Origin of the sequence: Arsenophonus nasoniae, from assembly GCF_004768525.1 — a bacterium.
GTDB classification, from domain to species: Bacteria; Pseudomonadota; Gammaproteobacteria; order Enterobacterales; family Enterobacteriaceae; genus Arsenophonus; species Arsenophonus nasoniae.
Window position 1 is genome coordinate 2,626,956 of record NZ_CP038613.1, and the last position, 20,047, is coordinate 2,647,002.

At 42.7% G+C, this 20,047-nt stretch carries 33 protein-coding genes and 2 pseudogenes; 3 read left to right on the forward strand and 32 right to left on the reverse strand.

Translation table 11 applies throughout. From position 1 onward, the window contains the following. Positions 1-243: 243 nt before the first annotated feature. The 21 genes and pseudogenes from ArsFIN_RS27550 to ArsFIN_RS13355 all read right to left on the reverse strand — a co-directional run bounded on the left by ArsFIN_RS27550 (position 244) and on the right by ArsFIN_RS13355 (position 13,349). A complete protein-coding gene (locus ArsFIN_RS27550; protein WP_246067233.1) occupies positions 244-384 on the reverse strand; it encodes a hypothetical protein in 141 nt (46 codons plus the stop codon). Between the two features lie 257 nt (positions 385-641). Continuing rightward, complete coding sequence (locus tag ArsFIN_RS13275) at positions 642-1,049, reverse strand: hypothetical protein (protein ID WP_246067234.1); 408 nt, start codon at positions 1,047-1,049, stop codon at positions 642-644. 44 nt (positions 1,050-1,093) lie between these two features. Continuing rightward, positions 1,094-1,240 (reverse strand): hypothetical protein, encoded by a 147-nt coding sequence (locus tag ArsFIN_RS27555; protein WP_246067235.1) that lies wholly within the window; start codon positions 1,238-1,240, stop codon positions 1,094-1,096. A gap of 3 nt (positions 1,241-1,243) precedes the next feature. After that, the gene (locus ArsFIN_RS28245) at positions 1,244-1,378 is read right to left on the reverse strand and encodes a hypothetical protein (RefSeq protein WP_276489386.1); all 135 of its coding nucleotides are present in this window, start codon (positions 1,376-1,378) and stop codon (positions 1,244-1,246) included. A 58-nt stretch (positions 1,379-1,436) separates the two neighbouring features. Further along, a pseudogene (locus tag ArsFIN_RS13280) lies at positions 1,437-1,881 on the reverse strand (phage tail tape measure protein); the annotation flags it as partial. Positions 1,882-2,183: 302 nt separating this feature from the next. Continuing rightward, positions 2,184-4,123: pseudogene (locus ArsFIN_RS13285) on the reverse strand (phage tail length tape measure family protein). A 216-nt stretch (positions 4,124-4,339) separates the two neighbouring features. Beyond that, positions 4,340-4,687 (reverse strand): hypothetical protein, encoded by a 348-nt coding sequence (locus ArsFIN_RS13290; protein ID WP_026824082.1) that lies wholly within the window; start codon positions 4,685-4,687, stop codon positions 4,340-4,342. Between the two features lie 10 nt (positions 4,688-4,697). Further along, positions 4,698-4,925 carry a hypothetical protein gene (locus tag ArsFIN_RS13295; protein WP_026824081.1) on the reverse strand — a complete coding sequence of 76 codons (228 nt, stop codon included), beginning with the start codon at positions 4,923-4,925 and terminating at the stop codon, positions 4,698-4,700. A gap of 52 nt (positions 4,926-4,977) precedes the next feature. Next, complete coding sequence (locus ArsFIN_RS13300; protein ID WP_026824080.1) at positions 4,978-5,439, reverse strand: major tail shaft subunit; 462 nt, start codon at positions 5,437-5,439, stop codon at positions 4,978-4,980. Positions 5,440-5,454: 15 nt separating this feature from the next. Continuing rightward, entirely contained in the window at positions 5,455-5,868 is a 414-nt protein-coding gene (locus tag ArsFIN_RS13305; protein WP_026824079.1) for an HK97-gp10 family putative phage morphogenesis protein, read from the reverse strand. Further along, positions 5,865-6,254 (reverse strand): hypothetical protein, encoded by a 390-nt coding sequence (locus ArsFIN_RS13310; RefSeq protein ID WP_135677803.1) that lies wholly within the window; start codon positions 6,252-6,254, stop codon positions 5,865-5,867. Before ArsFIN_RS13310 ends, ArsFIN_RS13305 begins: the two co-directional genes overlap by 4 nt. After that, positions 6,241-6,567 (reverse strand): phage head closure protein, encoded by a 327-nt coding sequence (locus ArsFIN_RS13315; protein ID WP_135677804.1) that lies wholly within the window; start codon positions 6,565-6,567, stop codon positions 6,241-6,243. The genes ArsFIN_RS13310 and ArsFIN_RS13315 overlap by 14 nt, the downstream gene beginning before the upstream one ends. After that, positions 6,548-6,898, reverse strand: a complete 351-nt coding sequence (locus tag ArsFIN_RS13320) for a head-tail connector protein (RefSeq protein WP_246067222.1) — start codon at positions 6,896-6,898, stop codon at positions 6,548-6,550. Before ArsFIN_RS13320 ends, ArsFIN_RS13315 begins: the two co-directional genes overlap by 20 nt. A gap of 15 nt (positions 6,899-6,913) precedes the next feature. Further along, on the reverse strand, positions 6,914-8,131 hold the full coding sequence (locus ArsFIN_RS13325) for a phage major capsid protein (RefSeq protein WP_135677830.1): 1,218 nt from the start codon (positions 8,129-8,131) through the stop codon (positions 6,914-6,916). 16 nt (positions 8,132-8,147) lie between these two features. Beyond that, positions 8,148-8,798: an HK97 family phage prohead protease gene (locus tag ArsFIN_RS13330; protein WP_135677585.1), complete on the reverse strand. Its 651-nt coding sequence runs from the start codon at positions 8,796-8,798 to the stop codon at positions 8,148-8,150. Beyond that, entirely contained in the window at positions 8,770-9,999 is a 1,230-nt protein-coding gene (locus tag ArsFIN_RS13335; RefSeq protein WP_135677584.1) for a phage portal protein, read from the reverse strand. The genes ArsFIN_RS13330 and ArsFIN_RS13335 overlap by 29 nt, the downstream gene beginning before the upstream one ends. An 8-nt stretch (positions 10,000-10,007) precedes the next feature. Next, positions 10,008-10,175, reverse strand: coding sequence for a hypothetical protein (locus ArsFIN_RS26450; RefSeq protein ID WP_167876667.1), 168 nt, complete (start codon positions 10,173-10,175; stop codon positions 10,008-10,010). A 10-nt stretch (positions 10,176-10,185) separates the two neighbouring features. Beyond that, positions 10,186-11,922, reverse strand: coding sequence for a terminase large subunit (locus ArsFIN_RS13340; protein WP_135677831.1), 1,737 nt, complete (start codon positions 11,920-11,922; stop codon positions 10,186-10,188). After that, positions 11,922-12,398, reverse strand: a complete 477-nt coding sequence (locus tag ArsFIN_RS13345) for a phage terminase small subunit P27 family (RefSeq protein ID WP_135677832.1) — start codon at positions 12,396-12,398, stop codon at positions 11,922-11,924. The genes ArsFIN_RS13340 and ArsFIN_RS13345 overlap by 1 nt, the downstream gene beginning before the upstream one ends. Positions 12,399-12,513: 115 nt before the next feature. Continuing rightward, positions 12,514-12,873 (reverse strand): HNH endonuclease, encoded by a 360-nt coding sequence (locus tag ArsFIN_RS13350; protein ID WP_135677833.1) that lies wholly within the window; start codon positions 12,871-12,873, stop codon positions 12,514-12,516. An 8-nt stretch (positions 12,874-12,881) separates the two neighbouring features. Continuing rightward, positions 12,882-13,349 (reverse strand): hypothetical protein, encoded by a 468-nt coding sequence (locus tag ArsFIN_RS13355; RefSeq protein WP_135677834.1) that lies wholly within the window; start codon positions 13,347-13,349, stop codon positions 12,882-12,884. A 130-nt stretch (positions 13,350-13,479) separates the two neighbouring features. Between ArsFIN_RS13355 and ArsFIN_RS13360 the strand changes: the two genes are divergently transcribed. Beyond that, positions 13,480-13,875 carry a hypothetical protein gene (locus ArsFIN_RS13360; protein ID WP_135677581.1) on the forward strand — a complete coding sequence of 132 codons (396 nt, stop codon included), beginning with the start codon at positions 13,480-13,482 and terminating at the stop codon, positions 13,873-13,875. A 7-nt stretch (positions 13,876-13,882) separates the two neighbouring features. On the opposite strand, the gene ArsFIN_RS13365 is transcribed toward ArsFIN_RS13360, so the two are convergent. From ArsFIN_RS13365 to ArsFIN_RS13375, 3 genes are read right to left on the reverse strand one after another with little or no spacing between them, the layout of a single operon-like run. After that, on the reverse strand, positions 13,883-14,335 hold the full coding sequence (locus tag ArsFIN_RS13365; RefSeq protein ID WP_167876696.1) for a lysis protein: 453 nt from the start codon (positions 14,333-14,335) through the stop codon (positions 13,883-13,885). Then, entirely contained in the window at positions 14,305-14,787 is a 483-nt protein-coding gene (locus tag ArsFIN_RS13370) for a lysozyme (protein ID WP_135677836.1), read from the reverse strand. The genes ArsFIN_RS13365 and ArsFIN_RS13370 overlap by 31 nt, the downstream gene beginning before the upstream one ends. Then, positions 14,747-14,989, reverse strand: a complete 243-nt coding sequence (locus ArsFIN_RS13375; protein WP_135677811.1) for a phage holin family protein — start codon at positions 14,987-14,989, stop codon at positions 14,747-14,749. The genes ArsFIN_RS13370 and ArsFIN_RS13375 overlap by 41 nt, the downstream gene beginning before the upstream one ends. A 186-nt stretch (positions 14,990-15,175) precedes the next feature. Between ArsFIN_RS13375 and ArsFIN_RS13380 the strand changes: the two genes are divergently transcribed. Beyond that, on the forward strand, positions 15,176-15,409 hold the full coding sequence (locus ArsFIN_RS13380; protein ID WP_135677837.1) for a hypothetical protein: 234 nt from the start codon (positions 15,176-15,178) through the stop codon (positions 15,407-15,409). Positions 15,410-15,420: 11 nt separating this feature from the next. Here the strand turns inward: ArsFIN_RS13380 and ArsFIN_RS13385 are convergent, their stop codons facing one another. Further along, entirely contained in the window at positions 15,421-15,675 is a 255-nt protein-coding gene (locus tag ArsFIN_RS13385) for a hypothetical protein (RefSeq protein ID WP_135677812.1), read from the reverse strand. A 97-nt stretch (positions 15,676-15,772) separates the two neighbouring features. After that, on the reverse strand, positions 15,773-16,009 hold the full coding sequence (locus tag ArsFIN_RS13390; protein WP_135677838.1) for a hypothetical protein: 237 nt from the start codon (positions 16,007-16,009) through the stop codon (positions 15,773-15,775). A 400-nt stretch (positions 16,010-16,409) separates the two neighbouring features. Between ArsFIN_RS13390 and ArsFIN_RS13395 the strand changes: the two genes are divergently transcribed. Then, on the forward strand, positions 16,410-16,559 hold the full coding sequence (locus ArsFIN_RS13395; RefSeq protein ID WP_246067236.1) for a DUF1883 domain-containing protein: 150 nt from the start codon (positions 16,410-16,412) through the stop codon (positions 16,557-16,559). On the opposite strand, the gene ArsFIN_RS13400 is transcribed toward ArsFIN_RS13395, so the two are convergent. From ArsFIN_RS13400 to ArsFIN_RS13425, 6 genes are all read right to left on the reverse strand, one after another. Beyond that, positions 16,515-16,712, reverse strand: a complete 198-nt coding sequence (locus ArsFIN_RS13400; protein ID WP_135677840.1) for an immunoglobulin domain-containing family protein — start codon at positions 16,710-16,712, stop codon at positions 16,515-16,517. The two genes, ArsFIN_RS13395 and ArsFIN_RS13400, sit on opposite strands and share 45 nt — an antisense overlap. A gap of 48 nt (positions 16,713-16,760) precedes the next feature. Then, positions 16,761-17,006, reverse strand: coding sequence for a hypothetical protein (locus ArsFIN_RS13405; protein WP_135677841.1), 246 nt, complete (start codon positions 17,004-17,006; stop codon positions 16,761-16,763). After that, entirely contained in the window at positions 17,003-17,953 is a 951-nt protein-coding gene (locus tag ArsFIN_RS13410; protein ID WP_407061983.1) for a DNA cytosine methyltransferase, read from the reverse strand. The genes ArsFIN_RS13405 and ArsFIN_RS13410 overlap by 4 nt, the downstream gene beginning before the upstream one ends. Positions 17,954-18,011: 58 nt before the next feature. Then, the gene (locus ArsFIN_RS13415; RefSeq protein WP_026824117.1) at positions 18,012-18,230 is read right to left on the reverse strand and encodes a hypothetical protein; all 219 of its coding nucleotides are present in this window, start codon (positions 18,228-18,230) and stop codon (positions 18,012-18,014) included. Next, positions 18,205-18,828 carry a Rha family transcriptional regulator gene (locus tag ArsFIN_RS13420; RefSeq protein WP_051297202.1) on the reverse strand — a complete coding sequence of 208 codons (624 nt, stop codon included), beginning with the start codon at positions 18,826-18,828 and terminating at the stop codon, positions 18,205-18,207. Before ArsFIN_RS13420 ends, ArsFIN_RS13415 begins: the two co-directional genes overlap by 26 nt. 145 nt (positions 18,829-18,973) lie before the next feature. After that, on the reverse strand, positions 18,974-20,047 hold the full coding sequence (locus tag ArsFIN_RS13425) for a DNA-methyltransferase (RefSeq protein WP_135677843.1): 1,074 nt from the start codon (positions 20,045-20,047) through the stop codon (positions 18,974-18,976).

Consider the following 20,047-nt stretch of genomic DNA (forward strand, 5'->3'; position numbering starts at 1 on the left):
TTATCATATAAGTTTATTCGTATTACATTTAAAATCTATTTCAAAATAGATATATTTGAAATTATTTACTTATAAACAAACCCCGGTGAATCCTTTTACCACCCCAATAAATCGCCCGCTCAGCCATTTGCGCCACATATCTGAAGATACGGTCGTCACTTTTCCGTTTGCGCCATGACTCATCCGTGAATCTGTCCGGTAGCCCCATCGACCAACGTTCAAAACGATTGGATACGGTCACCGCTACTGCATTTTCTTCACCGCTCGAAACGCCAATATGCGAAATCTGTCCGGCAAAATCACTTCAGCAATCGCAGGCTTTCCTTCCAGATTGATGGCAATCAACATTAAACGAACATTTCTGCCGCGACTGCGTTCATTCATCACATCACCGACCAGCATCGAGTCAAAGCCAGAAAGGGATAATATTAATTGCTGTGGACTGGTTGTATTTTCCTCTTTACATTTTCAACTGCACCGAATTTTCCAACACCCTCGTAAACTTCACCCGCAATAATGATATTGCCAACACCGGTATGATTTCTAGCTACCCTGACTTAAAATCTAATCTTGCAGCCATGACTAATTCATATCCGTCATTAATCGCTTTAACCATGTTGTTAGAAAAGGATGGTATAACATCAGTAAAGCGCCTCCTCAAACTCCAAAGTAACATGAGTAAACACGCCTGGACGATACTGAAAACTACCCTGATCATTAGTCGTCAGTTTAAAAATGCCAAACGGTGACAGGGTTTCTAATTTATCATTAACTTTTGGCGCATATCGCAGCATCGGTGAAATGGGAATTGACGCATTACCGTTAGTATCACTGAAGACATTATCCGTAACTATTTTCAGCTCATCGCCAATCGTTAAATAATCCCCTTTTCTGATGACAATTAAATTTTTTTTCCAGCCTCGGGTAAGCAATATCCTGCCGGTTTGGTTTGCGGTACGAATTGCTGGAACACCTCTTTCCACCAATCCTTGTCGTATCCAGTGACTAATTTTAACCCGACCACTTTCGCCGTCAAGTTCAGCAGTCAATGCTTCAAGTTCACGCGACTTAGTCTCAGACAGGTTATTAAATGTCAGCTACACCGCCAGCGGCTACCTGGATATCTGACCGTTTGTGCGCTGCCGGTAAAAGTTGAAACAAAGGTTTTACTATTACTAACTAGTTGCCAATTCATTGATGAAGGCACAACCTCTTTTGGCCATTCAATAACCGATGCCATCAGTTAACTCCCTAAAAGTTTCCGTATACGTCCATTAGTCGCAAAATCTCGCTGAATGCGTGCGATCGCATCATCTGCTCCCTGTTTTGCTGCGCGTTGGGTTATTTCTCCAATGACTTTATCGCCATTACCGGTCACATTGATAACCTGATGAATATGGATAGTGTATTACCTTGGGTCTCTGATGAGCCACCGACTGCTTTGACACCTAGCGAACCATCACGCCCTCGAGTTAACGGCATAATGGCTTCAGGCCCTGCTTCACCCATTAACCCGATTCCTTTGGCAAATGGGAATAACGTCGGCGAATCCACAACGGTATTACTATAGGCACTTAACCCTGACGAACGATAAACACCGCCCAGTGCATTGGCTCTTATGCCAAGAAAATTACCCAGACCAGAACCACCTAAGCTTGATTCCAACGCTTTAAATATCATCATTTTAACAATCATGCGGGTAATATCATTGACCACCGATTGCGCAAAATCAGAAAAGTTAAATTTACCTGTGGTCACAAAGTCAGCCAGTGTATTTGACATACCATCGAAAGCGTTTTTAGTGATATTACGCATGTTATCAAACACGTTTTCTGTTTCCGCACCAAAATCCTGCCAGCCTTTGGCTACGCCTTTCCCCATCTTGCGCCACCTTCGCCTTACTTAATGCAGCAGCTCTCACTATCTCAATTTGTTTTGTTCTTCTTGCGCTAAAACTGCGTCCGTTCTGCATAAAGTTGTGAGGTCTTATCTGAAATTCCTTATCTAAATGATATCGCGATTATCGAAAGTCATCCCTGACGCGTTGTTCTTCAAGCATCAAGTCATAATCCACTTTGGGCATCGTCATTTGCAGAATTTCATTTTGGGCATCCTGTCGTAACTTTGCGGTTGTACTTTTGTGATTTCAAAGTTCTGATCATCAAATCGTTTTCTTAGTTCTTTCACTGTAATTCACGCTCTAATCCGGCATTGATTTGCAACTGCGTACGAATTTCATCCGCATGCGCTAACACACTCTTCTGTGATGCATTCAGCGTTTGCCCTTTAATCGAGTGAGTTCTTGCTCAAAGACTGCCAACTTACGTTCTGAATCGAGGAGCTTTTCATTTTCCATTAATTGCGCTTGTAAGGTCGCCGTTTGTTGTTGCAGTTGCTCAATTCGCTGACGCCCTGCATCAAGGGTTTCACCGGACGTTTTTTGCGGGGATGCGTACAGTTTGTCGAGTCCTTTCAGCGCCTGCGCATATTCATTTAATGTTAAACTACCGGCTTTATAGCGTTGGTTGATTTCCTGCTGTATTCTGGCTCTTTCTTTCAGCGGATCTTTACCCGCATTAATGGCCGCATTAATTTGTGCAGCGGTTTCGATGGTATGAATGGCGAGCTGACTTTCAGTTTTAATTTGTGCTTTGCGTTCTTCCAGTTGCCTAGCATAAATCGCATTTTCCTTGTCCTTTTCTTTTTGCAACACCTGATTATACAGTGTCAGACTTTGCGTTGATGCCGCCATTAACACGTTAAAACTGCCGCTCAGATCATCGAGTGATCTTTTATGCGCCTGCGTTAAGCGCTCGCTTTCTTTAGTATTTTCCTGATTCTGTTTTTCGTAGGCATTTCTTGCAAGCGCTTTGGCTTCTTCAATTTGTCCCCGTCTTTCCAAGGCAGCAATTTGCTCGTAAATCGATTGCGTTAATACCACACCCTCAGCCGCGTAATTTCGCAAGGCTTTTAACGGTTGGTCACCGATTGCCGATAGCTTGCTGACCAACATATCGACGCTACCGCCCGACTCCTCAAGTTGAGCCCCAAACTCCGCCACGTCTTCCAGTAGCTTACCGCTAAACCCTGCACTTGCGGCAGAAGTCACCGCTTTATAGGCTTCGGCTGTCCCGCCTAGTCGATCTGCTAACAGATTCAATTCAACCGTTGTTGTCGATAAAAATAATCCGCCTTTTTGAAGGGCTGCATAAAAAGACTTCTGCCTTTCTTCCGCTTCCTTAAACTGCGAATACAAATAAAATACTGACCCTGCGGTTGCCATCAAGCCAACATTGAGCGGCCCACCCATCAGATTAATAAGGTTACTGAAAGCGCCCGTTATTCCTCCGGTTACGCGCTGCAAAGTGGATAACTCAGTGTTTGCAGCGGCAAGTTGCTGCTTGGCTAAAGCTAATTGTCGCGTGCCCGTCGTTTCCGCTGCTTGCGCTGTCGTTAATTGCGCAGAAGCGGCGGCGGCTTTTTGATTTGCGCTGACTTCAGCCAGATTTGCTTCGGCGATCGTTCTGGCGTTTGCCGCATTTTGCGCCGCATATGCCTTTTCAATTTCAGCCGTATTCAGTCCATTTTGGGCGTTGACCGCGCGCATCTTCTCAAGGTATTCATCAGAAGCCAACGCCTGTTCACGCTGCGCGATAGCCTGTGCTTTCATGGCTTGCGCGGTTTTTAATCCCTGCTGCGCACGGGTGGCATCTGCTTTGGCAGCCTCAATCGTAGACTGTGCATAATCTACCGCACTTTGTGCAGCGTCTTTCGCCATCTGCCGTTGAGTATCGAAAGTCGTGCCATGCGCTGAGCCAAACAATCGTTCAAAAGCGGGCACCAACGCGTTTGAAATCGTACTGGCAGCTACATTGCTGCCAGAAACCAGCTCAGTTAACACATGGTGAAGTTGCCCAAAACCTTGTGCCGCTTGACCGCTAGAACGCTTTGCTTGTGTGGCCATTTGGTTAATGGCGCGAGCACTTGCATTGGAGCCAGTTTCAACCTGACGGGTGAATTTGCGTGATTCATTCGCGGCGGTACTGTACGCATCCGTTAGCTGCGCTTTGAAGCTGGCGGCATTTAAATGCAATGCTACAGCCAGACTGGCGACATCAGCCATTTAATATCCTCATAACGTTATTACATTGTTGATTAACATCATTATGTGCAATGACTTCATTTTCCGTAATATCTGCGCCTTTGAGTTCACTTTCCAGCAGAAAAAACGCTTGCCAGTGCGTCAGTATTTCGTTCGGTAAAGCTGCGATTTTGCGCGGGTCAGGTTCACCCCATCTATCCGCAAGTTGAAAAAGAAAGCGTAAGCGAGCGGAGTCGGTTAGTTTTTTTTAGCACCATCCAGACTGCCACAGCTAAATTGCTGAACAAATTTGAGGGCTTCAATTAATGATTGCGTGGATTTGGTAGCGATTAACTCCTCTGCGGTAGGCAATTCTTCAGTGGGTAAGGGTTTCCCTGCTTTATCGCAAAGTGTTTTTAAAATCAGGTTTGCTCCCGCAATACTTGCCTGTGTGTTAGAGCCGCTGTCTTGCGCCTGTTTTAACGCTTGCTCATACGTATCAAGCTCAGCAATGGTTAAGCGGCGCAGATAAACATCAACATCAAAAATAGCGTGTTTTTCAACATAACTATCCGGTGCCAATAAGCGTGCTTTAAGTGATGACATGCTATTTACCTTATCCTTTTTCTTCTAGTGCTTTGACACGTTTAGTGAGCGCATCAAGTTCTGATGACAAATCCTTACCCGGTTCGCCTTTATCGCCTTTATCGCCCTTATCTCCTTTTTTGGGTAACGTATTAAGTGCTTCAAAGTTGTCATTGGTTTTACTAAAAGCATCACGTAAGGTGTCACCCGTTCCATCATCCGGTTTTGTGCCAATATTGATTTTTTTGATTTCTATCATCAGTTTACTTTCCTCTTGGTATTATCCGCCGTAAATTTCGTCGTATCGGCGGTTAAGGCTTTGGGGGGGGTACTGTTCCCCAGGTGAGATTATTCTGTTTGCCTTTCACCGTAATTTGAATGACTTCACTGGCTGGCGCACTAATCTCATTCATCTCCCAGCCTGACAGGGCCAAGATCATCGTGGCTGTCCGTTTGTTGGGTAGCTCAATATAAAGTTGGACGGTTTCTCTATTTTGTGCCGCATTTAAAAATGCCGTAAAATTTTCATTTTCGGGATCATCAATAAATCCGAGCGATTTCTCAGGGCCTTCAGGCAAATCAGCTATAAACTGCTTGTTCCGATCTATAAGCGTTGTGCAGTCTATAAAGCTTCCTGTTAATCCTGTTGCGCCTATTGCTCTACAGGTATCCAGAAGTTTCATTGCAGTCACTGCATCCCCTACTTTACCAAATTTAACCACTGCGCCTGCGGGGAGCGTAGCATATTCTGGCGAGGTTTTGTTTTCAGACATAATAACTCCTATTCGTTAACGATGTTTTTCAATGCTGGCGCGAATTTCTGAGGCTAAGGTATTAAGGATAAATTCACGGTGATAATCCAATGCGGGTCGAATGAAAGGTCGTGCTATCTGTTTAACTGTGCCAAACTCTTGCGCGCGCGCTTTCATCATGTGTTTTTTTGAAGGCCCCACTCTAACGGTCATCACAGTTTGAGTGTGGCTATCCTTCATTTTATCTGTTGTCCGTATTTTGATACTCTCGCGCATATGCTCACCTAGATTGCCTACATCAAAACCCGCATGGGCTTTCATATCGGCGAGCACGGGTCTCATTGCTTCACTCCCTGCTTTTCGTAAAACCTTAACCGCAATTTGATCGCCTAATTTTTTTAATGCATCTTCAAGCTCACTTAAGCCTTTCACTTCTACTCGATTTCTCATTTTGCATCCTCGGCATAGGTCAGTATGAAATCACGCGTGATCCGATAGCAGGTTCGGTTTTCTGTCAGTTCTTCCCTGTCCTGAATTAAGTTACCGCGTTCAACATGTTGTACCGGATAGTCACCCAGATAACCGTGTTCAATTTTTCCCCATTCCTCCTTGATTTTTTCGCTTAGCCAGAGGGCTTTTTCATAATCATTGAGTAACTGAACTGTTATCTGATATCGCGCCTGTACGAGCGTTGTTTTTGCTAACCCCGTAAATACTTTCGGATCACTGATACGCTGATAAATGACCCCTTCAAGCTGTTTTGAAGGAAGTTGAAGGGGGAAAGCATCTAATCCCGTAATACGGCTTAAGTCTTTTTTAATATCATTTTCTATCATGGCGGATATTTGCTTCTGTGGTAATAATGAGTCGATCAGGTTGATTACGATCTAATGCTCTGACGGTAAAGCGACGTTGCCGATATTCAACCAGCCAATCAATATCAATATCGTTTCGGGGCCTTAACGTAAAACGTAAGGTTTCAATGACCTGTTCTTGATCAGCCGTGCGAATTTTCCGATTAGATATCGACTCCGCATGCGCCCAAACGGTGTTAACCGCTTCCATTTCAGTATACGGATCGCCCAAAGGACGATATTTTGTGATAGGCCGATACAAGGTAATGCGTTTATTAAGTTCGGCGGCTAACATCCTTCCCTCTCATCGGGTATATCCTATAATCGTTTAAAATTTCGTAAAATCCAGGGGGAATTCTTTTTAACTCCCGCGTGTCATACCAAAAGCCTACCGCCAATATCAATGCCTGTTTAATCAACGGCGTTATCACTAATTGGGTTGCGTTTTGCGTATTTTTCTCTGAATCAGATAATGAACGGTTAAGGTAGTTTTCTGCTTTTTCTTTGGCAGCAGCAAGGTACATCAATAAAAGCGCATCTTCCTCATCCGTATCAATACGACACTGAAGATGTAAATCATCAAGCGTAGGTAACATGCCAAACCTCAACTTTTGCAAAAGGGGCATATTGCCCCTCTTAAATTAACCACCTGCTCCACTGGCTTTGCCCTTCAATAATTTAATCGCATTACTATCCACTAACATAGAACCTACTCTTTTTGTCGTATAAAAATGAACAAACGGTTTATTGGTATAGGGATCTCTCAATACCCTGACACCAATACGATCTAAAATGGTATAGCAACGTTTAAAATTACCAAAAGCAACCGGAACATTGCCCGCACCTAAATCCGCAAACTGTTCATTTTCCGCAATACCGTAACCCAATAAAGCGGAGGGTTGTCCTAACTGCAAACCAGGTTGCCACAAATAATTACCTTGTGAATCTTTTAATGTTCTTACCTGAAATAATGTCTTATTATTCATCATAAACCGGGCATTAGTACGATAAGGTTTACGCAAGGTATAAATGAGTTGCATGATTTCATCAGCGGTAATTTCTGATGGTTTTTTAAGCATCAGGTGTTGCAGCGTTCCCCATTCACGTTCCATATCCGCTTTTTCATCGCTCCCATAGGCTAACAATCCTTTCGGTTTTTTTTGACCATCACCGGATGTAAATGCCTGTTCTTCCTGTTGAGCAAACTCCTGCGTCAACTCTGACACGATAAATTGTTCAACATTAAAAAAACTGTCATCAAGCATTCTTTGGGTAGCAGCGGGATTACCATAAATTTCACCCCAGACAGGTTCAATAACCCCTAATTTCGATGTCGATGTCTCCGGACGCTTATCCGTTTCACCGACCCAACCACTTGTCGTTCCGCCTTTATTAATTAACTTTTTATAATCGGGGGTACCAACCGTTAATACCTGACATTCCTGGCGCATCACAATTTCATCCCCCAACGCCTTGATGATATTGCGGTCTAATTCCTCAGGTACTGCATACCCCCCGTCAGGGTCTGTGGTCGTCTGCATGGCTTTTTTTTCAAGTTCAGCGAGTCCCTCTTCTTTACCTTTGCGGATGAACAGCGAAAAAGCCAATTTATGATCATTTATACTCTGGTTGCTTCTCACTGCCTCAGGACGTTTTAACGCCACTAATTCTTCTTCAAGCGAGGATTTTAACGCATCGAGTTCACTGAGTTTAGCATTCAGTGTTTCAACATTTTCCGATAGCTTACCCTTCTGCGCTTCAATAGCCTCAATACGTTTATCATTTTTTTCTTTAAATTCGTTAAATCGGTTTTGTAGCTCCTGTGCTACCAGTTCAACATCTTTTTTGTCTATTGGCATAATTTACCCTTATCTTTTAAAATATAATGGATTTCAAGGCCGCTAACAGATCGGTTTCAACGTCTCGCTGAGACAACGCAAGGTAGCCTTCCGCCATGAATTTTTTTGCTTGTGTTCGAGAAAGTCCAACATCACGCAGGACTCGTTCAATCTCTTTTGGTGCGGGGATTTGACCTTGGGCAAATACTGATTTGATCGTATTAATCCTTGCTTCATCGTTCGCTGGAAAGGTCACTAAACTCACCTCCCATAAATCTATCTCTTTAATCAAAAAGACCCCTTTAGTGCGTTCGTATTCGCCATCTTTAAGCACATACCCAATAGAAAGGCCGGATAGTGATCCGGCCTTCATGTGCGCATGGGCTCGCTTGGCTAAGGGGTCATCTTCAATGAGCAATTTTCCTTTGACAAATAACCCTCTTTCATCCTCCCACATTTCGGTATAGACCCCTATCGGTTCATCCATGCGGTGCTGCCAAAGAAGGGCAGGAAAACTATTTTTACATCGCCAATGCGTTAGTGATGTTTCAAATGCGCCTCGCATTACGATGTCATCAAAACTATCTTTTACACCAAAAACAGAACCATAGCCGGAAAACTCACCCGATTCAGTCACTGATTTTAGACTCAGCGGCATATCAAACCGCTGTTTTATCATTATTGTCATTCGATTTATCCTCGCTAAACTCGGTAAGACTGGGTTTTGTTGTCATGTTCATCGGCGTTAAATAAATATCACCGCCTTCACGGGGGTTAAGCTCCTCCAGTTCGCGGCATTCATTTGGGGAATAAATTCCCCAATTAATTCCCGTTGCGTAAGCTGCAAACCGTGATTTCATATCACCACGTAATAACGCCCCAGTATTGAACTTAGCATAAAAATTTTTCTGTTTTTTTTCAGCGATTAACCCGATATTTATTCGCTGTTCAATGCGCGTTAGATAAGGAACCAGCGAATAGTTGATAAAACCAATACCCAGATTCTCAATATTATTAAACGTGGCTCTATCTGTATTTTGCACCATGTGCAACGGAACGCGAAAAATACGGCAGATTTCTTCCAGTTGAAACTTGCGCGTTTCCAAAAATTGAGCATCCTCCGCTGACAAACTAATTTGTTGCCACTTCAATCCCATTTCAAGGATCATCGGTTTATGCGCATTCTCAAGGCCTTGATGGCGGACTTCAAAGTCATTTTTTAATCGCTCATAAGCGTCATCTGTCAAATATTGTTCCGTTTGTAAAACCCCACTTGTCACTGCCCCATTTCCAAATAGACGTGAGCCATGCTCTTCTGTTGCTAGTCCAAGACCGATGGCTTGACGTGCATACGCAATTGGACTCAACCCTATTAATCCATCCAATGTAAAAATGCGAACATGCCATATTTCATCCTGACTCAGAATACGGCTTGTTCCATCTGGCAACGTGACTTGATATTCAATACCCCATTGAGGATTTAGCGTTGGTGCGACACTGTCAGGACTTAATGGAAGTAACTCAACCACTTCGCCTAAGGCCTTAACCTTATAGGCATAAAAATTGCCCCTCAGACACAAACTCGTTATTAATAATTCCCAAAACTCTTGTGAAGTCATATACCCATTTGGTTTTGCTGATAATAGCTGATGAAGCCTTTCTTTCGTGGCGCGTTGATTGCATTGTGTCGTTCGCTCATACAGGGCACAAGGCAGCATGCCGACAGATTCTGCTAATACTCTGACACAGCTAAATACCGCGGTTAGCTGCATAGCCAACCTAGGACTGACTCTACGACCGGCGTAAGTATCGTAAGAAAGCCCCACCAGATGACCAAGTTCCTGTGAAGTTATGTCACTTTTTTTGCTAAAAAGTCCTGGAAAAAACATAATGCCTCTTATTGTTTGATTTTTCGACTCATCATGTACGAAACCAAAAATGACCACAGTAAACAAAGAATACCGCCAACAATAAAACCAGCGGCGGGCAGCAATAACCAGGCACCGAAAGCCAATAAAATGGCACCAATAATGCCTGTGATAAATGAAAGCAGTGTTAATGTCATTGTGTGATCCTTAAAGCGATCTCAGTCCGTGGGAACTAATAATTTCAGAAAGCGAAGGTTGATGGTTCCCCCCATTGACTAATAATCGACTCATTGCGGTAAAAAGCGCACAAGGGCCATCAATCTTAGCTTCTGCCGTTGACTTATTTGGGAAGATGTTGTCATTCTTGTCAGGTCTTACCGTCACATTAGACATCATCCAGTTCATTACAGGGTGCTGGTTGTGGTGCAATTTACCGGCATATACCAATGCTTCCACTGCTTTCATTGCTTCTGACAGATTTCTGACTGTTTGAGAAACTTCAACCAGTGGTAGGCCTTCTTCTGCGAGCGATAAGCCAAATTGCGTTGCACTCCAGGGATCAAATCCAATTTCTTTTAATGTTTGTCCTGAGACCCACGTAATGATTTCCTCTTTGATTTGATTGTGATCAACCACTTCACCATCAGTCAGGGTTAATACCCCCATCGCTGACCATTTCCGATAGAGTTCTGCGATTTGTCGAGAACAACGCGCTAGCCTGTCTTCTGGCAGCCAGAACTTGGCATCAGTATGAACATGACCATTGTTTGCCTGCCAAACTTTGACGGCCGCACAAATATCAATTTTGTTAGCTAAATCAACACCGACCCACATCGGATAAGTTTTTAACTCGTGCATTGGGGCGACAGCAGAGAGATCTGTCCATTTGAGCATATCCATCCAGGCTGACTCCGCACTCACCCAAACGTTGGCGTGCTTGGTTATAAAATTCGTCCTGGCTGAAACCTGCTCCTGAGCTTTTTTTGCAAGGCGGCGCATATCATCCCATCGCTTGCAAATACCTAATCCAGGATTGGCTTTTTGCCACATCTTCTCGTCAAACGGATCATCTTTCTTGTCTAGGGTATAAATAATGCCAAAGAAGGAATCGTCTTCAACCTGCCCCTGTAAAACCTTGATGGCATAATCGCGTAATTCGTAGCATATGCCTTCTTTATTAAATCCAGCGGTGGTAATACCGAAGAGCAAGGATTGTAATCTTGCACCTGTTGCCGTCTCCAATACGTCCCAAACATCGCGCGTTTTGTGTGCGTGCAGTTCATCGACAATACCGCAATGGATATTTAACCCGTCCAAATTATTTGCATCGCTGGATAGTGGTTCGAATTTTGAAGCGGTGACTTCTTGATAAATCGCTAATTTATTGAACTCAAAACATTGACCAAGGGTATGTTTAGCCTTCCTTATCATGTTTTTTGCATCTTCAAAGACAATGCGAGCCTGATCACGAGTCGTGGCGGCTGAATAAACCTCTGCGCCACCTTCGCCGTCTGATCCGGTCATATAAAGTGCAATACCTGAAGAAAGCGTTGATTTGGCATTCTTACGGGCGACTTCGTTATAGGCGGTACGAAAACGTCTGACCATCACGACTCGTCCACTGCCATCATTACGGATTACCCTTTCCCCCGTTTGTTCATCGACTAAAGGGATAACAAATCCAAAAATATTGATTAGGATAAAAATATGCCAATCCATCAATTTTATAGTTTGACCGGCAAGATTACCTTTTACATGGGGCACAAACTGATAGAAATTAAGGATATGTTGTGCGCGGGGGAAGCTAAAATAGATACCCCGTTCTTCACCATGCTCAAGGTCATTCAAAAAGCGTTGACACGCCAATCGTACATATTCACATGCGATGATATCACCCGACACAACGCGTTGTGCATAGCTAATGCCTTCCGCTACTTTTGCCATTAGTCTATCCTGCTTTTCAAAAATTCGACAAACGGATCTATTTCGTTTGCAGCCTTACTGTTTACTTTTGACCTGCTAGCGGGGGTCATGCCGAATTCAGCTTGCATTCTGCAAATGCGCTTCCACGCATCGGCCATCATGGCTACTTGCGGATGTGGACGGATCATGACGTTACCGTCAGTGGATGTTGTCTTGTAGGTCTCGCCTTCTTTGTCAATAACATCTCGATGTTTTCGCCATTCGACATACGCCCCAACCAGCAATTCCAAAGCCATACCATCGATAGCAGTAATAACACCTATCGCATCTAGCCGTTCGCAAAGAACCTTAAACCAGTAGCGTTCTTGCTTGTTAAAGTGTTTTGGTGTTGGGGGAACCCCTTTTTCGGGTTTTGGCTCATTTTTATTAATTGCCCTTTTTGAAGGATTACCCCTTATCAAACGTAGATGTGTCGGTGTTTTTGGGGGTCCAGACATAATTTAAAATTCCTATTAATCGCGCAATTGGGATACCTATAAAAAGGTTTTCTAACCTGCGGTGGTGTAAAAAAAGGCAAATCGGCGGTTCCCAAAGGTAAAAGAGAGAGCGATTTTACCCGCCCCTCCCTCGCTTTTCTCTTGCTGTTTTCGTGCGATGGCATGGCCAACATAACGCTTGCAAGTTACTTTCTGCATCATTGCCGCCTGTTGCTTTTGCGAGAATATGGTCAACGGTGGTTGCGGTTATCAATCGCCCTTCAACTAAACAGCCCTGACACAAAAATTTATCACGTTTTAATATTTTTTTACGGAGATGATCCCACTTTGTACCATAGCCCCGTTGATGACGGCTTTTACCTTGCTGATAATTTTCCCATCCTTGGTTTCGATGAGCATCACAATAACCACTGCGTTCAGTTGTTGTCTTGGCACAACCAGGTTTGCGACAGGCGCGAGGAATACGTGGCGGCATAGTCCTCCTTAAGCATTCACTTCTTCTGCTGACCGATAAATGTAATCTTTTAAATATATATCAGGCGCATCAACTAGCATCTCATCAGTCACAATGAAAGAGGCCTTAACACGTGGAATTTCCTGCGGTTTACTCTCTATAACCGTCGATTCCTGATTAGAGAGTATCTTGCCATTAACGGTAAGTGCATAGCCTTTAAACACACCCCTAATAAACAGTTTTGATAATTTTATCGATGTCTCTTTTTCATCATTGATTTGTTTATCTCTTGCTTTTTTCGCGCCTTCTCGAGCACCTATATTACAAGCCTCTTGTACTGCCATTTGCAAACTGGCTGGATATGTTTTCTCTTCGTTAATTGACCCCATTTGTTGCATCAAATTAGCAATACGTTCCAAGCGATCTTCTAATTTAATGAGATCACTATCATCAGCCTTTATTCTTACTCTAATTTCTGGTGCATTTTTTTCAGACATAGCTCACCTATTTCAAATTAATGGTAATCTTTAATAATTATTTCCAACTGAATGGTGGCCAACCTGTTAAACCACCACATAGCAAGCCAAAAATAAACGTAATTATTGGATAAAGGAGCCACCAATATTCATGAATGATTTGATAAAAATCCTGCAACTTTACTCACCTCTGATTAGTTTATTAACATTCTTTTTGGGCTTATATATTGGTAACAAACACGCCATAGGTAGAGATAAAAGACAAGAGTTTAATGAACGTGCTGAACCCATAATTGACTATTTTGATTATATGCAGTCATGGTTTGAACAACGGGGTTTTACTACTGCATTCCTCTTACCAGAATCTGCCATAACATGCTTAATGCGACGGTTATCTAAAAGACAACAGAAACGCTTCGAAGCTTTAATTTGTCAATATCAATCGACTTTTAATCAGCTCAAGCATGAAAAATCCAGAACGGATGAGGCATACAATTTATTATTAAAACAGGTGGCAGATATAAAACTATTTTTACGCTTAAAATAAATCAAAATTAACCACTACACTGTGTTTTGATGTACTGCTGTAGATATTCCGTCTGCTTTTCGTTCTCAGCTATCATCTCTCTGAGATGGAAATAATCCTGTCGAGCTGCCTCACCAAGTTGTGGGCTGGCTTCATCATATCGGCTCTTGGCGGTAGCGGTTTTGGATGCACGACACACGGCGTTGACACGCAACCGCTTAGTGCCAGCGCGAACAGTATCATGCAGCTTAGCAATTTCAGCTTTGGCATTATTGAGTTTCTCAGTGTGTTGAATATCCAGTTGGTGCAAAGCATCGATTTTTTGCTGCTGTAATTTCACCGCTTCAATTTGTGCGTGATATTCCTGTTTTAGTGTGTGGTATTGTGTTTTCAGATTTTTGTAGTTTGATAAGACAACGCTGAGATAAATCATCAATCCAACAATGATTATCAAGATGGGTGTGACAGGTCGCCAAAACATATTACGCTCTCTATTTCCCTGCGGTTCATTAATCCTTTCCATTTTCTACCATCAACATGAACCCATCGTCTCATTTCATCACAAGCGCCTTTTCGGTCATTAGCGTTGAGCTTTTTGAGTAATGTCGATTTGGCAAAATTTCCCACGCCCACGTTGTAAGCAAATGAGTAAAGGGCTGCCTGAGTCAGTGTATTGATATTGACCTTAACCAGCGGGTCAACATAGCGTTTAACCGCCCTTAAATCGTCATCAAGCCATTTATCGCAGTCTTTTTGCGTGTACGTCCGATTACGCTCAATATCGTTACCTGTGTGCCCATAACAGACAGAAAGCACACCGCCACCATCAAAATAGGGCTTAAGTCTCAACCCTTCGAAATGCGTTATCATGCTTGATGCCAGAAACAACGCGCTACCGCCTGTTGCCATCAATATTTTTTTCGGTATCTTCATACTGACGCTCTTTGAGTTTGTACTCCTTTTTGCGGTAGTACACGTTGATAAAAAATGTCCCTATCGTGCAGCCGATACCCATCACCGCAACCCACTGGTCAAGGGTTAAGAAATCAAAAATCGTTGTTATAACGCCACCGATGGAGGTCATGATGCCCCACAGATAGGCCGCAGGTGTTGAGTATTTTTCAGACATGCGCATATACCCTCCCACTGAGGGTTCCATTGCTTTGAATTATTTGTTAAAAAAGAGGAGGGCATAAATTTTTCATGATAATTTTCCAAAAAAGAATTCAAAGCATCAAATAGATATTTGAGATAAACTTTCAATTCAGCCCAGAGTAACCAATCTAAGGGATGGCTGATTAACTTAGATATGAGGATTTATATGACATATCAAGCCATTGATTTAGTTATTTTAGCAAGAAAAATCGAAGCGATTCAGTCAGCTTTAGCAATTACATTAGCAAGTCTAGACACTGCTAATTTTGCGACTAAAAGTAACGTAATTTCAAATCTGGAAGATTTTGCAGAAAAAAATTCAGACCCGATAGTAAAAGAAGCTTTTTCGGAATTAGCTAGCAGAATAAAGAATCTTCATGTTGATGTGAAAAAGAACTAACCTGTTTATGGCTAATTTATAATAGCTTCTAATATAAAATTATCCTTTACCAAGACTTTGTCTATGACTGCTTGTTGATAAGTAACTTTACAATTTGGTTTAAAATTGGATGTTGCATTTTCTACATGGGTTAAATCTAAAGCATTTTGAAGAATAGCATTAACACTATGTTCTGATTTAATACAGCAGTTCACCTTATTCATCTCTGTGAACTGTTTTTCCAATTCACCTATTCTACTTTCTAATACTTCCATACGTTCGTCCATACTTTAGCCTCATGTTTAACAATTGAACAGGGAGCCAGCCGCCTTACCCATTTTGATGATTGTTTTTGTGAGTATTGCGGTGGCTTATTTTTAATGCTTATTCAGGTTTTTTTGCAGGTAACACCGCCCAGTAAGCGTAATCACCTGGTCTAAAAGTGGTATAATCGCCGTTATCCCAACCCTGGAAATAGAGAAACTTGCCGTCTGAGTCAAAAGCGCCTACCACAACATTGTAATAATCAAAACGATTAACGATGATATATTGACGGGGATATTCTTCGGTACCTGGTTTAACACTGGAAGGTTGTAATTCAAGGTTTAATGTTTTAGTCATAAGATTTCTCTTTGTTATTATTGTTATCAATTATCCCGTTCCCTGATGTTATTAATCCCCTTTCCCTAAAACAAAAAAAAACACCTCAATGGGTGCTATTTTTGTGTATTCAGTTTGTCAGTATTACGGTGGCGTAAACGAAAAAACCATCATCAGGGAGGAGTTAAAAATTCGTAAGTCGATCTTTTTTTGCTCAAGAATATAATAACGACATATAGTGTATATTCTCAGTGCTAAACACTATATATAGGAATCCCTGATAGGGAAAACTATCAGGGATAGAAGATAAAACGACAAGGTTTTACATGTGATCACGCATTTAGTTTATTCCACTTGATGATCTGTGTAAAGCCCTGTTTATATACAGGACTAATTATTAATGAATTTCTTACACAAAAGAATGCAATTAAACACAGGTGACACTGTTGTTATAAATAGTACCCATCAATGCAACATACTTATGACAACGGACTCTGAATTTAATAATTATCGTAATGGAAGAACCTCAGCTACCCTCAGACATTCTATATCTGTCATTCCAGCACATTAACTCCGCTCTAGACTGTTCTAGTGCATATTCCAGGGCGGATATAATTTCATGTTGCGTTCCGTCCTTCATATATCCTTTTGATGCCATGCCTTCACCTTTTTCATTATCTCTATACCAAACGACTTCCTTTTTATTTTTTATAATAATCCGCATAAAATACCTATGACATTACTTGTTTGCATTTTTTCCTTTGATTTTCAACTATTTCTTCAGGGCATCAAGGAATACACTAAAATAAATTAAGATAGCAGGAACTATCATGACACCAATAACCAGGAGTTCTTGTCCACCTAAACGAAGATCGCCTAATTCTCCATGCCTGAATTTAATTTGTGGGTCAATAATGGTATTGGCATGCGCAAGATGTCCAACTATCAGTTCGAAGGCAAACGCTGCACTGATAAACAATAATGTCGTGATTAATAATTTGATGATGTTAAGTTTCATGGTTTGGCCTCCAGATAAGCCCTTACAAATTCTTCCGCAACTGGCGCAACGATGGCATTACCGTAGGCGCGCAATCGTCCCACTCTGGCGGTAATCCCATCAACCAGCGGGCATGTGCAGGGTTCAACTGGCCGCCACTTGCCATCGCGGCAGCAGAGCCAGTCAGCCTTTCGCCAGAAGCCGTTAGTCGGCAAGCTGTTGGTTCCTGCAATTCCAGATACGGGGGCGCACTGTTGATCAGGTAAGGAATGTCTTTCAAATCCTGGCGGTAGCTCCCTTCCAACATTCGATTGCGGTTTCCGTCCTTTTTCAATCTCGGCGCTCTCACCCCAGCGTTGCTGTCTATTGCTTTCGGCGTCGGCCAGCCGACCAACCATACCAAACGTCCTAGCTGGGATTTGATCGCTGCATTGCATTCCCTGCCATCCTTCCAGTCCCGCGCAGTGGGTGTCGGCCACCCAGTAAAGTCGTTGTCTGATATGCGGCGCCCCGAAGCCCGCAGCGCATAAATCGAGCGCTGCTGTGGTGTAGTTCTCTGCTTCCAGGTCAGTTTGTACAAGGTCGAGCCAGCCGAGGCCGTCTTTGCTTGCAACCTGCTCACCAAAAATAACGTCAGGTTTGCACTGCTGGATGAGGTGAAAGAACGCGGGCCACAAGTGCCGCTCATCAGCAAATCCTTTACCTTTGCCTGCTGCGCTGAAAGGTTGACAAGGGCAGCTTCCTGTCCAGACTGGCTTATTATCCGGCCATCCTGCATGACGCAATGCGTATGACCAGACACCAATTCCGGCGAAGAAATGACATTGGGTATATGACTTGAGGTCATCAGGTTTCACATCCTCTATTGAGCGTTCATCGACATCACCCTCGACGATATGGCCAGCAGCGATTAAATTACGCAGCCATTGTGCCGTGTAAGGGTCAATCTCGTTGTAATAAGCAGACAAAATGATTCCTTACCCTTCGGCATGAAATGATTAATTGGGATTAATTCAGGAGGAATAATTAGCGGTTTTTTGCTTTGACTTGAGGCTGATACTTTCCAGCCCAAACTTTGGCCGCATGTAAACAATCTGAAAAGATCTTGCCCTTTGCGCTGGCTGCATTACGGCGATAATGTTCGACTGCGATATCTGCACTAATTCTGGCTACAGATTGCTCGTAACCCTGCTTAACAAGTTCAGTTACCACATGTTTTTCAATGAATTCGACATAGTTCTTCATGTGTTTTTTTCTCCTCGTCTATCTCAGGAAAATCACCCAAGTCGTATAGCTTGAACTGAATAAGATCTCTCACCAGTTGTTCAGCTTTTTTAATTGATTTTTTCTCTTTCCTGCGTAGCGTCATCAAATTGCTACCTTTTTGACTGTGCTCCGTGAAAGAATATTTTTCAGCCAGTGCGACCCGATCTTGCATCTGCTTAATCGTGAGTTCTGTTAATCCGGATAGATCGAGAAGATTAATATCCTTGCGTCCTTCTAGCTCGGTCATGTGATCGAATACCTGCGCCTGAAGTTCATAGCTGTAGCTCATCGCCATCAAACAGGCTTCACGTTTAGGGAATCGGTAACAGGGATAGATTCGTCCCTTGTCATCTGTGTAATCGGCGAAAAATTTCGCTGATTGTTTTTCACCCAATACTTTGGGCACTTTCTTTAGAAAATCTTTATGCTGTAACTTTCGATATTTTTTACAGGGAAACATTAATCCCTCTGCTTCCGCTTTTGATTTCCGGTCAGCGTTAATGTAGTCAACCATTTCAATACTGCTCATGGTTGGCTGTTTAGATATGGGTAGTACGACAACATTTGAATATTGCATTGCGTTTTCCTTTTGAAATGAACCTTTGCGGCACAGAAATCAGCCTATCGAGGCTCCCCAGCACTAACCGACTTCCTCAAAGGTTCATTTCAAATGGTTCAGGTTCGATATGATTATTCGCGCAGCGGGGTGCGGTTGAAAAGATTTAACATGGATAAGGGTCTTTCAATTGGTGTAATGATTGGGACAGATTTTCTATTTCTTTTTTGGTTTGCAAAAATCTATCTGTTTCCAACTCTACGCCGATAGCTTGCCGACCTAATTTAATTGCTGCTTTTACCGTCGAACCAGAACCCATAAAGAAATCCGCTACGGCATGACCTGACCTGCTACTGGCGTTAATAATGTGCTCAAGCAATGCGGCTGGTTTTTCACAAGGATGTTTGCCGGGATAATACAGTACGGGTGGAAAGCTCCACACATCGGTATACGGCACGTCTTTGGTGACAGAAAAAGGTCGGCGCAAGTTTTCATATTGTCGCTTAAGTTCGTCATAGTTTTTCATCAGTTCACTGTAATCACGCTGAAGTTTATTGTTACTTTTGGATAAAAACGGCACTAACATTTTCTCTGCGGCTTTTTGCGAAAATAATTGCTGCAATTTTTCGTATTGTGATTTGTTGGGCAGTTGCCATTGGGAATAAGAGAACCAATGCCGATGCATGTAGCTTCCCATATGCTTCTCTATTTCTTTGCCCGTGATATTGAGTTGATTTTTTGCGGTGATGAAATAATCAATCATAGGAGCGAAGATCTGGCTCTTTAATTCAGCGCATTTTGATGCATATCTCACATGATTTTTTGCAGCACTATCTACCCCGTACTGCTCTGCAAACAATATTCGCTCGGTGCTTGGAAAATATGAACGTAGCGATTCTTTTGAGCATCCAGTCCAACGACCATAGGGTTTAGCCCAAATAATGTGATTTAACACCCTCATGTGATTTCTTAGCATAATCTCAGTATCAGCGGCCAATGCGGCGCTACAAAACAGATAGAGACTGCCGTTTGGCTTTAATACCCGCTGGAATTCAACGAGGTAATCATTTAGCCACGCTAGATATTGCTCGGTTGTTTTCCACTGCCTGTCCCAGGCGCAGGATTTAACACGGTAGTAGGGTGGGTCAGTCAATATCAGGTCGATAGAAGCATCAGGAAGTGTTTTAACGTATGGCAAGGCGTCGCCATTAACCAATATCGGCTGGCTTAAAAAAGTCAT

Coding starts and splice junctions, on each gene's coding strand:
- ArsFIN_RS27550 (WP_246067233.1), bottom strand. CDS start 384: ATGAATGAACGCAGTCGCGGCAGAAATGTTCGTTTAATGTTGATTGCC.
- ArsFIN_RS27555 (WP_246067235.1), bottom strand. CDS start 1,240: ATGGCATCGGTTATTGAATGGCCAAAAGAGGTTGTGCCTTCATCAATG.
- ArsFIN_RS13290 (WP_026824082.1), bottom strand. CDS start 4,687: ATGTCATCACTTAAAGCACGCTTATTGGCACCGGATAGTTATGTTGAA.
- ArsFIN_RS13295 (WP_026824081.1), bottom strand. CDS start 4,925: ATGATAGAAATCAAAAAAATCAATATTGGCACAAAACCGGATGATGGA.
- ArsFIN_RS13300 (WP_026824080.1), bottom strand. CDS start 5,439: ATGTCTGAAAACAAAACCTCGCCAGAATATGCTACGCTCCCCGCAGGC.
- ArsFIN_RS13305 (WP_026824079.1), bottom strand. CDS start 5,868: ATGAGAAATCGAGTAGAAGTGAAAGGCTTAAGTGAGCTTGAAGATGCA.
- ArsFIN_RS13310 (WP_135677803.1), bottom strand. CDS start 6,254: ATGATAGAAAATGATATTAAAAAAGACTTAAGCCGTATTACGGGATTA.
- ArsFIN_RS13315 (WP_135677804.1), bottom strand. CDS start 6,567: ATGTTAGCCGCCGAACTTAATAAACGCATTACCTTGTATCGGCCTATC.
- ArsFIN_RS13320 (WP_246067222.1), bottom strand. CDS start 6,898: ATGCCCCTTTTGCAAAAGTTGAGGTTTGGCATGTTACCTACGCTTGAT.
- ArsFIN_RS13325 (WP_135677830.1), bottom strand. CDS start 8,131: ATGCCAATAGACAAAAAAGATGTTGAACTGGTAGCACAGGAGCTACAA.
- ArsFIN_RS13330 (WP_135677585.1), bottom strand. CDS start 8,798: ATGACAATAATGATAAAACAGCGGTTTGATATGCCGCTGAGTCTAAAA.
- ArsFIN_RS13335 (WP_135677584.1), bottom strand. CDS start 9,999: ATGTTTTTTCCAGGACTTTTTAGCAAAAAAAGTGACATAACTTCACAG.
- ArsFIN_RS26450 (WP_167876667.1), bottom strand. CDS start 10,175: ATGACATTAACACTGCTTTCATTTATCACAGGCATTATTGGTGCCATT.
- ArsFIN_RS13340 (WP_135677831.1), bottom strand. CDS start 11,922: ATGGCAAAAGTAGCGGAAGGCATTAGCTATGCACAACGCGTTGTGTCG.
- ArsFIN_RS13345 (WP_135677832.1), bottom strand. CDS start 12,398: ATGTCTGGACCCCCAAAAACACCGACACATCTACGTTTGATAAGGGGT.
- ArsFIN_RS13350 (WP_135677833.1), bottom strand. CDS start 12,873: ATGCCGCCACGTATTCCTCGCGCCTGTCGCAAACCTGGTTGTGCCAAG.
- ArsFIN_RS13355 (WP_135677834.1), bottom strand. CDS start 13,349: ATGTCTGAAAAAAATGCACCAGAAATTAGAGTAAGAATAAAGGCTGAT.
- ArsFIN_RS13360 (WP_135677581.1), top strand. CDS start 13,480: ATGAATGATTTGATAAAAATCCTGCAACTTTACTCACCTCTGATTAGT.
- ArsFIN_RS13365 (WP_167876696.1), bottom strand. CDS start 14,335: ATGTTTTGGCGACCTGTCACACCCATCTTGATAATCATTGTTGGATTG.
- ArsFIN_RS13370 (WP_135677836.1), bottom strand. CDS start 14,787: ATGAAGATACCGAAAAAAATATTGATGGCAACAGGCGGTAGCGCGTTG.
- ArsFIN_RS13375 (WP_135677811.1), bottom strand. CDS start 14,989: ATGCGCATGTCTGAAAAATACTCAACACCTGCGGCCTATCTGTGGGGC.
- ArsFIN_RS13380 (WP_135677837.1), top strand. CDS start 15,176: ATGACATATCAAGCCATTGATTTAGTTATTTTAGCAAGAAAAATCGAA.
- ArsFIN_RS13385 (WP_135677812.1), bottom strand. CDS start 15,675: ATGGACGAACGTATGGAAGTATTAGAAAGTAGAATAGGTGAATTGGAA.
- ArsFIN_RS13390 (WP_135677838.1), bottom strand. CDS start 16,009: ATGACTAAAACATTAAACCTTGAATTACAACCTTCCAGTGTTAAACCA.
- ArsFIN_RS13395 (WP_246067236.1), top strand. CDS start 16,410: ATGCAATTAAACACAGGTGACACTGTTGTTATAAATAGTACCCATCAA.
- ArsFIN_RS13400 (WP_135677840.1), bottom strand. CDS start 16,712: ATGCGGATTATTATAAAAAATAAAAAGGAAGTCGTTTGGTATAGAGAT.
- ArsFIN_RS13405 (WP_135677841.1), bottom strand. CDS start 17,006: ATGAAACTTAACATCATCAAATTATTAATCACGACATTATTGTTTATC.
- ArsFIN_RS13415 (WP_026824117.1), bottom strand. CDS start 18,230: ATGAAGAACTATGTCGAATTCATTGAAAAACATGTGGTAACTGAACTT.
- ArsFIN_RS13420 (WP_051297202.1), bottom strand. CDS start 18,828: ATGCAATATTCAAATGTTGTCGTACTACCCATATCTAAACAGCCAACC.
- ArsFIN_RS13425 (WP_135677843.1), bottom strand. CDS start 20,047: ATGACTTTTTTAAGCCAGCCGATATTGGTTAATGGCGACGCCTTGCCA.